Genomic DNA, 11,877 nt, shown 5'->3' on the forward strand with positions numbered 1-11,877 from the left:
GCGGTCGGCGAGCGAGCACAGAGGTCGATGTCGTGACACCCACGAGGCACACGCCAGAGCAGGAGCAACCCTCGACATCCGAGGCGATTCGCGCGGCGGCGTTCCAACTGTTCGGCGAGCACGGGTTCGGCGGCACGTCAGTTCGCGCCATCGCCAAAGTTGCCGGAATCGATCCGGCCCTGGTCATCCGGCATTTCGGGTCCAAAGAAGCACTGTTCCTGGAAACCACGCCGGTTGCGGACTACTTCGAAGGCCAGTTCGACGGCCCACTCGACACCCTCGGTGAGCGAATCGCCGCCTTCGTCCTGGGCAAGGCCGACGCCCGGATGCTGTCGGTGTACACAGCGCTCATGCGAGCATCGGACAGTCCACGCATCCGGGAGCGACTCCGAGACATGACCGGAGTATTCGCCACCAATCTCGCCGCTCGTCTAGACGGCGAAGACGCGTACACCCGCGCACTCCTGGTCTCCGCCCAGGTGTCCGGGCTGTTGAGCGTCCTCAGCGACGAAAGTATCCCCCAGTCCGCAGATCGCGACGAGTTGGCAAAACTCTACGGCCGGGCGATGCAGACGCTGATCGATCAGTACTGAGCGATGACCTCCTCGGCAAACCGCCGAACGGAGTCGAGTCGTCCCTGACGATCACCGGCGTCAACTCCGTAGTGATACCAGGGCAACACTCTGATTTCCGTGACTCCGAGAGTCTCGAGTTCGCGATATCCGTCCAGATCACGAACATCCGTCGGCGAGACGTTGACGCCGAAAGGAACATCGGCACGACCGTACTCGACCCGCAATTCCGTGAGACGATCGATGGCGCAGGCTAATTCGGCTTTGGTCGTGTTCACCGACATCCAACCGTCAGCCAGCCTGGCTGCACGACGCAACCCCGGTTCGCTGTGCCCACCGATGTAGATCGGAACCGGAATCTCCGGAGCAGGACTGATCATCAGAGCGTCGAAATCGTAGTGCTTGCCGTGGTATTCGACCCATTCCGGCCCACGTCCCGCACACACCGCCTTGATGATCTCGATGGCTTCGTCGGTACGCGCGCCGCGGGTGCGCATCTCGGTACCGGTGAAGGTGAATTCCTCGGGAATCCAGGACAAACCGACGCCGAGAGCGACGCGGTTCCTCGACATCACGGCCATGGTCGCGACCTGCTTGGCAGTCAACAGCGGATCGCGCAGTGGAAGTTTGAACACGTTGGTGTAGAACTGAATTCGCGATGTGACGGCCGCCATCGCCGCCATGGCAATGAACGGATCAGGCATCGGCGTCTCGGGCGCCCACATCCGCTTCCCGTCAGCAGTGTACGGGTACGGCGCCGACACCTGCTCCGGATAGAACACGGAATCCGGCATCGCGATTCCGTCGAACCCCACCTCTTCGGCGACCTGCGCCAACTCGCACAGTTCCAGGGCGTCGATCATCGCACCGGCCAAGGACCACTTCATCGTTCCACCGTTTCGCCGTTGGGCGAGATCCAAGCGCCGCCCAAGAACATGATGTCGGTGATGTTGCGTACGACGCCGTGAACATTGCCGTCCCATGCGGTCAACACCGACGCCGGCCCCCAGATCACGTAAGGCACAGTCGCGTTGGCGTACTCCTGCACCTTGCTGATCGCCTCACGGACAGCATCGTCCGTCGATGCCGTCTGCACAGCTGTGATCATCGCGTCCATCTCCGGGTCCGCGAAGCCGGACGGGTTGTTCTTCGAATCACTGGCCATACTGTTGTACAAATTGAGGTACGGCGCTTCTTCTCCGACCGGAGCGCCACCTCTGGTCATGTCGAAATCGTGGTCCTTGTATACCCGTCGAACCAGATCGGTCACATCGGTCGCGTAGTCGATGGTGACGTCGAAACCGATCGCGTTCAGCGACGCCTGAACCGTCAGTGCCGTCGCCTGTTGGCTCGGCTCCGAGGTGGTGAGGTAGCGGAGTTTCCCGTCGTACCCGTCGGACTTCGCTTGATCGAGCAGCGCCTTTGCCTTCACCTGATCGAACGGAATGCCTGCTGTGTTGTTGTACCAACGTGACGTCTGGGGGACCAGTTCGGAACTGGCGGTGCCCAATCCGTTGTTCGCCCGGGTATTGACCGCCGCCGGATCCACCCCGTAGGCGATCGCCTGACGGACGCGAACATCGGCCCCGGGCTTGCCCTCACGGTTGTTGATCGTGCCGATCCCGTTCTGTCCGGTCGGACTGAGGTAACCCGAGTATCCGTCGTCGAGAGCTTGTTCGATCACGGCCTCGTCGCGGAGGATGTACGTCATGTCGATCTGGCCGCTCTTCAACGATTCGTACTGAGACTGCGCACCCGACGTGGGAACAAACCGCACTGTGTCCAGTGGAGGTTTACCGCCCTGATAATCCGTGCGTGCGGCGAGTACCAGTTCTTCGTGCGGGGCGAACTTGGCCAAGGTGAACGGACCCGCCCCGATCGGTGTGAACGCTCCCTCCCCGGTTCCTGGAACCGACCCTGCCTCTCCCCCTGAACTTCGCGCAACGATCATTCCGGGCCCGAGCGACAACAGCGCCAGGAATTGACGCCAGGGCCGCTCGAGCACGAATTCGACTGTGGTGGCGTCGGGCGTCTCGATCCGATCCACGATGTTGAGCCAGGTCTGCGATACATCACCCTTGCCTGCCACGAATCGATCGATACTCCACTTCACCGCTTCCGCGTCGAGCGGACTTCCGTCGCTGAAGGTGAGGCCATCAGCCAAAGTGACGGTGTACGAGGTGAAGTCGCTGTTGTTCGACAGTGTCTTCGCGAGTTGTGGCACGAAGCTCCCGTTTGTGGAGTCGCTGCGTACCAGCGTGTCGTAAATCGCGGCCATTTCGGTTCCGCCGGTCGAACCGGCGGCTTGCGTTCTCGTGGGGTCCAACGAGGAAGGGAACGAATAGGACCCGAAGGTGAGAACACCGCCGTCGATCCGCTCCCCCACATCTGGGGCGCCCACAAAACCAGCTGCGCCACTACTGCTCGGTGAAGCCGATCCCGAGTTGTCCCCACTGCTCGACGCGCAACCGGCCAACATCAATGCACCGGCAAGCCCGAGCGCGACAAAGCGAGGGCCGAACCTAATCTTCCTGGTGTACATACGTTCCCAATCTCCGTCAGCGTGTCAGATCTTGACTACCTTCGACGTCGGGATCGGGTGCGAGTCCGCCTTGATCCAGCGCAGCGCCCATGTCCCCTCGGCATGCGAATCGGTGTCGATCCAGTTGCCATAACCCGGATCCTTCGCCGCCACGACGATTGTCATGGTGCCGTCGTCGTTGAGCTTCGCGGTGTGATTGTTGATGTAGATGTTCGTGCGGTTGTAGTCGAGGGACTCGACCCAGAAGTTCTGCAGCACGAAGTTGAAGTACTCGCAGTTCGGAACCTCGGTCTCGATGACCCACGCCTCGTCCTCGGCGAGCTTCCAGTAACCGTGGAAGTAGAAGATCGTCGGATCGCCGCCGGCGTCCTGGAAGTAGTCCTGTCCCCAGTCGAAGATCTCGTTGGTGTGCGGCTGGAATTTGCGCGACCATTCCAGGAAGGTCTCCGCCATCCCCTTCACGATCCCGACGGACTTGGTGAGGCGCTCGCCGATCTCTTCCGGAGTCAACGGGACGAACTCCCCGTCCGGGTTCAGGCATTCGATGGTCAGATCACCGATGACCTCGTTGCGCCGATCCCGGTGAGTTTGCCGAACGGAGATGAGGTTGCTGTCGGGCGCCAAAGGCAGCCAAGCGCCCTCATCGGGCTTGTCGACGCTCGCGATGAACTCGAAACGGCCGTTCTCGTCGACCTCGAGGTCGTGGATATGCAGATCGCCGGTCTGCAGCATGGTGCCGTCGATGTGGTACCGATTTACGCGCGAGCCGAAGGTGATCAGCGGGACGGTGCCTCGGGTGCCGATGATCCGGTAGTTGTACTTACCGGAAATGTTGGCGCGCATGTAGACGTTGTCCGGGTTGTCGGCACCGATCTTCGTCATCATGTTCGGGTTCGGAGCCGACGAGAACTGCGGCCACCGTGGATCGGTGTACTCGACACAGTTGATCGTGCCGTACCGAAGCAACCGACTCAGGTAGCGGACGCCCTCGGCTTGAGTCAGCGGATCCTGAGGGACGATCTCGTCTTCCAGGACCTTTCCAACCTCGAGCAGATCTGCGCAGAACTTTTCCCAAACAGCATTCATGTGAATCTCCTTGTTTCGGTTGGGGCTTCGCCCTGTGCGCCTTTTTGGTAGTCGGCACTACCAAAAAGGCGCACAGGGCCGGAGGCCTTCAGGGTGTGGTGGCGAACTTCGCTTCGACGTCGGCAGCGCTCACGCCGAAATCCTCGAGCGAATAGCGATGCGACGGACGACGGTGCTCGGCAAGGCTGGCCTGATGCGACGCCTCCACCGCGGCGCGGGCGTCGTCTGTGAAGGGCAGGGCGAACTGTGCATAGATCTTCTCGACGGTGCCGACCGCATCGGCGATGAAGTCCTTGTAGTCGACGTCGATGAACTGATCGGGGTTGTAACGGCTACGGGCATTGTTGAAGTTCGCATTCCCTCGCGCCCACAACTCCAGTTGCGTGCGCCCGATGGCCGGACGATCGAAGGCCCTCGACATGTCGTGTCCGCCCTGCTCGACGAGGCTGAAGGTGGACGCCATCGATGTCAACGGGTCCCGGAAGGTCCGAACGAACAGTGCATCCGGATAGACCGACATGATCTCGTCGATCGCGAAGACATGGCTCGGGCTTTTGAGCACCCACCGTCTGTCCTGGTCGTGCAGCCCGATCAACTGCAGGTTCTTCTTGTGCCGCGCATATGTTTCGGTCCAGTCCTGCTCCGCCAGCCACCGGGTGTAACTCGGCACGTACGCCACCGTCTCGAACGCGGTCGAGAGCATCGTCTGCTGCAGCAGCCGCCAGCATTCCTCGACCTCCTCCGCCCCCATGAAATGAACCTTCATCAGGTCTGCCTCGTTACGCTGGCGAGCACGGTAGAAGGCGTCGGAGCGAACGTAATCTTCGTTCTCCGACCACTTGTCGCGCTCGGGGCGCGGCTGCGGCGTCTCGGCGAGCCACATCTCGGCGCCCTGATGCGCTGGGTCGGCACCGAGCAAGCGGTGCAGCGCGGTGCTGCCGGTGCGGGTCAACCCGACCACGAAGATCGGGCGTTCGATCGGAACATCTACGTGCTCTGGATATTTCTCGAATCCGGCCTCACTGGTCAGGCGACCCGCGAGCGCTCCGACGATCATCTTGCGAGCGATCACCTTGCCGTGAGGAGTGAGGTCGGCCTCGTTCTGGAACGACTCGAGGAGAACTCGAAGTCCTTCGAGATAGCTTTCGCTGCCGAAGTTTTCGTACCCGGCCGCCTCGCGCGCAGCCTGGTGCAGGTCATCGATGGAACCGATGCCGTCGTAATCCTGTGTCATGGCTAGTCCTTGTATGAGTTGATCAGTGGTGCGTGTGACCGCAGTTGACGTCGAGACATTGCCCTGTGATGGCCCTGGCTGAATCGGACAGGAGGAAGACGACAGCGTTTGCGATGTCATCTGGCTCCGGCAATCGGCGCAGATCGGCGCCCGCTGCGATCTCGTCGTAGATCACCTTGGGGTCGACTCCTGCCTCCGCCGCCTTCTTCTCGAACATGTTCTTGACCGAGTCCGCCCAGATATAGCCGGGAGCAACCGAATTGACTCGAACGCCCTTGGGACCGAGATCGATCGACAAACTGCGTGCCATTGCCAGGAGCCCGGATTTCATGATGCGGTAGGCCCCGAACCCGGGAAGCTGGTTGCGCAACACCATGGACGTGACCATCACGACGGACCCGTGCGACTCGATCAATGCCGGAGCAAATTCTCTGGTGACGTTCAACGCCGCGAGCAAGTTGATGTCGATGCCCGACTGGATGGACGCCACGTCGGCGTCCAGGAGCGGGACCTGCGCGGGTTGAACAAATGCGTTGTTCACCAAGCAATGCGCCGCACCGAACTCAGCGACAGTTGTCTCCGCCAACGAAGCGATCGAATCGACGTCGGTGAGGTTCGTCGGTACGGCCAACGCGATTCCGCCGCGGTCTCGAATCTCCCTTGCCACCGATTCCAAGCGCTCGGGTGTGCGGGCAGCCAGAACAACCTTCGCTCCGGCCGCCGCGCTCTGCAGCGCAATCGAACGACCCAGCGCCGGGCCCACTCCCGAGACGACGACAACCTTGCCTGCCAGCAGGCCCTGATGGGTCAGCACAGCGCCTGCGGATCGAGAACAACACTCAGGGAGATGATCTTGCCGTTCTCGTCGAACTCGAACACATCGGTGGCAGCGAAGTCAGGGATACCGGCGCGCTGCACCCGAAGCTGCATCGCTGCGTACTTTCCCGTCACCGAAATCGGACCGAGCAGGCTGACTGTGAAATCGACCTGCGCGTTCGCGGTATCGAATTCGCGAATCTCCTCGATTCCGCGGTAGGTCTGGACCCCCAGCGGTTCGTGTTGAACTGCGTCGGGCGCAAACAGCGCAACCAGTCCGTCGACGTCGTGACTTCCGAGACACTTGACGTAATCTTCTACGGCAGAAACTATTTCAGCCCTGTCAGGCATGGATGCTCCTCGTGTTCAGGCGGATCAAGAAATGGTTCCGCGGGCGCGGAGATGGTCGACGATCGCGATCGCAGCGTCCTCGGTCGTCGTGACACTGGTGTCGATGTGAATGTCAGGGTTCTGCGGCGGTTCGTACGGCGAATCGATTCCGGTGAAGTTCACCAACTCGCCCCGTCGAGCCTTCTTGTACAGCCCCTTGGGATCTCGCTCCTCTGCGACGGCAAGAGCGGTGTCGACGAAGATTTCGACGAACTGTTCGTCGCCGATCAATTCGCGGGCGGCATGACGCTCGGCCTCGAACGGTGAAATGAAGGACGCGAGCACGATCAGACCGGCGTCCGCCATCAGTCGGGTGACCTCGGTGACGCGACGGATGTTCTCGACGCGGTCGGCTTCGGTGAATCCGAGGTCTCGATTCAGCCCGTGACGGACGTTGTCTCCGTCGAGGAGGTAGGTGTGCGCGCCGAGTGCGTGCAGTTGACGCTCGACATCGTTCGCGATGGTCGACTTTCCCGAACCGGAGAGACCGGTGAACCACAGAACTGCGGGTTGGTGTCCCTTGAGCCTGGTGTGCGCGGCCTCGTCGACGTCGACGGATTGCCAGTGAATGTTGTCCGATCGACGCAGCGAGTGCGTGATCATGCCCGCACCGACAGTGCCGTTGGTAAGGCGGTCGATGAGGATGAAGCTACCGGTGTCACGGTTGCCGACGTACGGGTCGAACGGGACCGGTCGATCGAAACTGAGGTTGCACACACCGATTTCGTTGAGCGCGAGAGTAGTCGTTGCGGTCTTCTCGAGAGTGTTGACGTTGATCTTGTGTTTCGGTTTGGTGATGCGCGCAGTGACTGTGACGGTACCGATCTGGCACAGGAACGGCCGTTCGGGCAGCATGGGAGCCTCACCCATCCAGACGATGCAGGCCTCGAACTGATCGGCTACGGCCGGCGGATTGTCGCCGATGGACAGCACATCACCGCGACTGATGTCGATCTCGTCGGCGAGCGTGATGGTGACCGAGCGGCCCGCACCGGCAACGTCGAGGTCGCCACCCATGGTCACGATGCGCTCGACTGTGGACGTCTTTCCACTGGGGAGCACGCGGATGGGATCTCCGGGAGATACGGTGCCTGAAACGATCTGGCCGGAGAATCCGCGGAAGTCGAGGTCCGGCCGGTTGACCCACTGCACCGGCATCCGGAACGGAGCCGCGGCGGCAGCATCGTCGATGTCCACGCTTTCGAGATGCTCGATCAGGCTTGGTCCGGAATACCACGGGGTATTCGCACTGCGCTCGGTGAGATTGTCACCCATGTATGCCGACATCGGGATGGCGACGAACCCGTCCAGACCGATCTCGTGAGCGAACTCTGCGTAATCCGCGGTAATGGCATCGAAGACCTCTTGCGAGTAGTCGACGAGGTCGAGCTTGTTCACGGCAAGCACCACGTGCTTGATCCCCAGCAACGACACCAGATACGAGTGCCGGCGGGTCTGAGTCAGTATCCCCTTGCGGGAATCGACAAGGATCACAGCAAGATCGGCGGTCGACGCGCCCGTCACCATGTTTCGGGTGTACTGCTCGTGCCCCGGAGTATCGGCGACGACGAACTTGCGTCGCTCGGTCGTGAAGTAGCGATAGGCGACGTCGATCGTGATGCCCTGCTCACGTTCGGCGGCGAGACCGTCGACCAGGAGCGCGAAATCGAGCCCCTCCCCCTGGGTTCCGCTCTTGCGCGAATCGGCTTCGAGCGCCGTCAACTGGTCGTCGAAGACGAGTTTCGATTCGTAGAGCAGACGGCCGATCAAGGTGCTCTTGCCGTCGTCGACGCTGCCGCACGTGATGAATCGCAGCATGCTCTTGTTCGCATGACGTTCGAGGTACGCCTCGATGTCGTCAGCGATCAGATCCGAGGAAACAGTCATCAGAAGTACCCCTCTTGCTTCTTCTTCTCCATCGACGCGCTGGAGTCGTGGTCGATGACCCGTCCCTGGCGTTCGGAAGTGGTGGTGAGCAACATTTCCGAGATGATCTCGGTCAGGCTCGTTGCGGTCGATTCGACGGCTCCGGTCAGCGGGTAGCAGCCGAGGGTGCGGAAACGAACGCTCTTGAGTTCCGGGGTCTCTCCCGGCAGTAACGGCATCCGGTCGTCGTCGACCATGATCAGCGCACCGTCCCGCTCTACGACGGGCCGCTTGTCGGCAAAATACAGCGGAACGATCGGAATCTCTTCCTGGCGTATGTATTCCCACACATCCAGCTCGGTCCAGTTCGAGAGAGGGAAGACGCGCAGACTCTCGCCCGGCGCTTTGCGGACGTTGTACATCCGCCACAGTTCCGGTCGCTGCTGCTTGGGATCCCAACGGTGCGCAGCTGATCGGATCGAGAAGATGCGTTCCTTGGCGCGGGATTTTTCTTCGTCACGGCGGGCGCCGCCGAATGCAGCGTCGAACTTGTAGTGATCGAGGGCTTGTTTGAGGCCTTCGGTTTTCCACATGTCGGTATGGACAGCGCTGCCGTGAGTGAACGGGTTGATCCCCTGCTTCACGCAGTCCGGGTTGGTGTGGACGATCAGATCGAGATCGCCTGCAGCAGCGGTACTGTCACGAAGTTTGTACATTTCACGGAACTTCCACGTGGTATCGACGTGCAGAAGCGGAAACGGCAGCTTCGACGGATAGAAGGCCTTGCGCGCCAGATGCAGCATCACGGCGGAGTCCTTGCCCACCGAGTACAACATCACCGGGTTCTCGCTCTGGGCAACAGCTTCACGCATGATGTGAATGCTCTCGGCTTCGAGTCGTTCGAGGTGCGTCAGTGTCGCGGTCATCGGCCCAGTTCCTCCAGTGCTTTCGGGGCGAGTTCGGGTCGGCAGATCAGCAGATCCGGCAACCACGGGTTTTCCTGGTTGTAGCGCAGTTCGCTGCCATCGATACGCGAAACATGCAGTCCCGCAGCACGTGCGACAGCAACGGGCGCCGCCGAATCCCACTCGTACTGTCCGCCCGCATGTGCGTAGATGTCTGCCTCACCCGAGACGACCGCCATTGCTTTGGCTCCGGCGGATCCCATTTCGATCAACTCCGCGCCCATCGAGTCGGCCATGCGCATGACCGGTTCCGGACGACGCGTCCGCGATACGACGACTCGAACCGGCGTCGCGGCATCCCGTTCGGTTCGATCATCGCTGCTCGAATAGGTGACGCCAAGGGCAGGCATTGCGACCGCACCTGTTGTGAGGACACCGTTTTCGGTCAGTGCAACATGAACGGCCCAGTCCGGTCGTCCGGCCTCGCCGTACTCACGGGTGCCGTCGAGAGGGTCGACGATCCACACCCGATCCGCAGCCAGCCTCGCGAGGTCGTCAGCCCCTTCCTCCGACAGCACTGCATCCGCAGGAAAGCGTCGGGCAAGTTCGGCGACGATGAATTCGTGACTGAGCCGATCGGCCGCGTTCTTGAAAGTCGCGACATCACCGTCGTTTTCGCCGAGGGATTTCCGATGGTCGAGCAGAAGTTCTCCAGCCGTAGCGGCGATGTCGATCGCCGCGCGTTCATCGTTAGTGCGTGTCATAGGTACTCCACAACTGTGTAGACCTCCCGATCGATACGGGAAGAAAGGTCAGGCCGACCGCAAAGTGTCCAGCACTTTGCACTGGCCTCGATGTGGTCTGCGCCATACCGTAACACCAGAATGAACGATGTTCATTCTATTTCGAACAATGTTCATTCTATGATCTGAGTCACATCGAATTCTGGGCGGCGTTCGACAACGAACAGTGTTTGATGTGAATTGAGGATGCCGACCACCGCGACTACGGTGATCAAATGAGCAGTACCAGCAGCAAGTCGATCTACGGCGACGCCGAAGTGCGTCGACGCCGAACTCTCGACGCGGCGATCTCGCTTCTGGACGAAGGAGGCTACTCCGCGCTCACGATCCGCGCTGTCGCCAAACGAGCCGGCACCAGTACTGGCCTGATCTACCAGTACTTCGTCGACAAGCAGGACATCTTCGCCGCCCTCCTCAGCGAAAGTCAGCTGGAAATGGCGGACTTCGTGAACTCGCTCCCCCGCGAGCAGGGACTGAGCGCCTTACTCGAGTCCATGATTTCCGAGTTTGCTCGGCACTGGGCACGGGTGGGTCGACTCACCACCACTTGGCGCGACATCGAAGGCATGGCCGGGTCCGACCGAGAAAGCATGCGGGAACTTCACGCATCCGTAGCGGTCTACAACTCGGCATTGATTCGAGCGCTCACCGAATCCGCTGCAGCCGAAGGGAGCAGGTTGATCGACGACCCCGCGTTGATCCATCTCGTGCTCTCCGGACTCAAAGGCCTGTCGGACACCATCGTCATCAACATCGCCAAAGAAGTCACACCCGAGTACTTCGTGAGCTTCTCCGCCCGGGCGCTCGCGCGGTCCATCACGGAGTGACGGACCGACACCTTACGAACGAACGAGGCGAGCGATGGCCGCCTGAGCTTCCTTGATCTTGACGTCCGCTTCCGGACCACCCTGCTTGGCAGCTTCGACGACGCAACCCGCAAGGTGGGCGTCGAGAAGCTTCAGGGACACGGACTGCAACGCGCTCGTCGCGGCGGATACCTGGGTGAGCACGTCGATGCAGTACCGGTCGTCTGCGACCATGCGTGAAATTCCGGCTACCTGACCTTCGATACGACGAAGGCGCTTGAGCAGATCGTCCTGCTCGGGGCTGTAACTACTCATACCGCAACTATACCCCCTACCCGTATGAGGGCTACTGCGATGCGACGAAGCCCACCCGGACGCGGCGCACGACATCGATGGCCATCAGCCCCGCAACCAGAATCGACAACCCGGCGCCCGAGATCCAGAGACCGTCGTAGTGCGTGCTCTCGAACGGTGGAGCGCCCTCCAGTATCGGTCCGAAGTCGGACGTCGTCGTACCCGCTCGCCAGCACACGACCGCCAGAATCGTTGCGGCGACGATACCGAGTACACCGATCCACGTCTTCACGTCGACACGCGGGGATGGCTGTGGCTCAGTCATCGGCAGACCCGTCCGGTTCGACACCAACCACAACGACCTGACTCAACGCCTCGCGCAGTGCCTGATCGTCCTTTGCCCACGCCCGCACCAATCCCCCGGTGGTCAAACGTAAGCCGATACCGTGCCGACGCCTGGGCACTCCGGACAGCTCACCGAGCGCGCGTGCCGTTTCCCACGGTTCCATTTCGTCCTCGTAGGCAGCGTCGTCGGACTCCGGGAACACCTCGGCGATCTCGGT

General features: G+C 61.1%; 13 protein-coding genes and 1 pseudogene. 2 read left to right on the plus strand and 12 right to left on the minus strand.

Annotated elements, in window-relative coordinates; translation table 11 throughout:
* The first annotated feature begins 32 nt into the window (after window positions 1–32).
* A complete protein-coding gene (locus tag A2J01_RS27320) occupies window positions 33–593 on the plus strand; it encodes a TetR/AcrR family transcriptional regulator (protein WP_003941925.1) in 561 nt (186 codons plus the stop codon).
* Here A2J01_RS27320 and A2J01_RS27325 read toward each other — a convergent pair.
* From A2J01_RS27325 to A2J01_RS27365, 9 genes are all read right to left on the minus strand, one after another.
* Window positions 584–1,459: a TIGR03619 family F420-dependent LLM class oxidoreductase gene (locus tag A2J01_RS27325; RefSeq protein WP_064113986.1), complete on the minus strand. Its 876-nt coding sequence runs from the start codon at window positions 1,457–1,459 to the stop codon at window positions 584–586. The genes A2J01_RS27320 and A2J01_RS27325 overlap by 10 nt on opposite strands.
* Window positions 1,456–3,114, minus strand: coding sequence for an ABC transporter substrate-binding protein (locus A2J01_RS27330; RefSeq protein ID WP_064113987.1), 1,659 nt, complete (start codon window positions 3,112–3,114; stop codon window positions 1,456–1,458). Before A2J01_RS27330 ends, A2J01_RS27325 begins: the two co-directional genes overlap by 4 nt.
* A gap of 24 nt (window positions 3,115–3,138) precedes the next feature.
* Window positions 3,139–4,200, minus strand: coding sequence for a DUF1214 domain-containing protein (locus A2J01_RS27335; RefSeq protein WP_064113988.1), 1,062 nt, complete (start codon window positions 4,198–4,200; stop codon window positions 3,139–3,141).
* A gap of 88 nt (window positions 4,201–4,288) precedes the next feature.
* Entirely contained in the window at window positions 4,289–5,434 is a 1,146-nt protein-coding gene (locus tag A2J01_RS27340; RefSeq protein ID WP_064113989.1) for a sulfotransferase family protein, read from the minus strand.
* A gap of 22 nt (window positions 5,435–5,456) precedes the next feature.
* Entirely contained in the window at window positions 5,457–6,248 is a 792-nt protein-coding gene (locus A2J01_RS27345; protein ID WP_064113990.1) for an SDR family oxidoreductase, read from the minus strand.
* Window positions 6,242–6,601: a nuclear transport factor 2 family protein gene (locus tag A2J01_RS27350; RefSeq protein ID WP_064113991.1), complete on the minus strand. Its 360-nt coding sequence runs from the start codon at window positions 6,599–6,601 to the stop codon at window positions 6,242–6,244. Before A2J01_RS27350 ends, A2J01_RS27345 begins: the two co-directional genes overlap by 7 nt.
* 24 nt (window positions 6,602–6,625) lie before the next feature.
* Entirely contained in the window at window positions 6,626–8,527 is a 1,902-nt protein-coding gene (gene cysN, locus A2J01_RS27355) for a sulfate adenylyltransferase subunit CysN (protein ID WP_007735300.1), read from the minus strand.
* Window positions 8,527–9,432, minus strand: a complete 906-nt coding sequence (gene cysD, locus A2J01_RS27360; RefSeq protein ID WP_019744365.1) for a sulfate adenylyltransferase subunit CysD — start codon at window positions 9,430–9,432, stop codon at window positions 8,527–8,529. The genes cysN and cysD overlap by 1 nt, the downstream gene beginning before the upstream one ends.
* The gene (locus A2J01_RS27365; protein ID WP_058227480.1) at window positions 9,429–10,175 is read right to left on the minus strand and encodes a 3'(2'),5'-bisphosphate nucleotidase CysQ; all 747 of its coding nucleotides are present in this window, start codon (window positions 10,173–10,175) and stop codon (window positions 9,429–9,431) included. Before A2J01_RS27365 ends, cysD begins: the two co-directional genes overlap by 4 nt.
* 254 nt (window positions 10,176–10,429) lie before the next feature.
* Between A2J01_RS27365 and A2J01_RS27370 the strand changes: the two genes are divergently transcribed.
* Window positions 10,430–11,041 carry a TetR/AcrR family transcriptional regulator gene (locus A2J01_RS27370; protein ID WP_003942004.1) on the plus strand — a complete coding sequence of 204 codons (612 nt, stop codon included), beginning with the start codon at window positions 10,430–10,432 and terminating at the stop codon, window positions 11,039–11,041.
* 12 nt (window positions 11,042–11,053) lie between these two features.
* On the opposite strand, the gene A2J01_RS27375 is transcribed toward A2J01_RS27370, so the two are convergent.
* The 3 genes and pseudogenes from A2J01_RS27375 to A2J01_RS27385 form a co-directional block, all read right to left on the minus strand.
* Window positions 11,054–11,335 carry a metal-sensitive transcriptional regulator gene (locus A2J01_RS27375; RefSeq protein ID WP_003942012.1) on the minus strand — a complete coding sequence of 94 codons (282 nt, stop codon included), beginning with the start codon at window positions 11,333–11,335 and terminating at the stop codon, window positions 11,054–11,056.
* A 31-nt stretch (window positions 11,336–11,366) separates the two neighbouring features.
* A complete protein-coding gene (locus tag A2J01_RS27380) occupies window positions 11,367–11,639 on the minus strand; it encodes a hypothetical protein (protein ID WP_007735305.1) in 273 nt (90 codons plus the stop codon).
* Window positions 11,632–11,877 (minus strand): annotated as a pseudogene (locus A2J01_RS27385) (hypothetical protein); the annotation flags it as partial. The gene A2J01_RS27380 and the pseudogene A2J01_RS27385, both read right to left, overlap by 8 nt.

Source organism: Rhodococcus sp. EPR-134 (assembly GCF_001647205.1).
GTDB classification, from domain to species: domain Bacteria; phylum Actinomycetota; class Actinomycetes; order Mycobacteriales; family Mycobacteriaceae; genus Rhodococcus_F; species Rhodococcus_F qingshengii.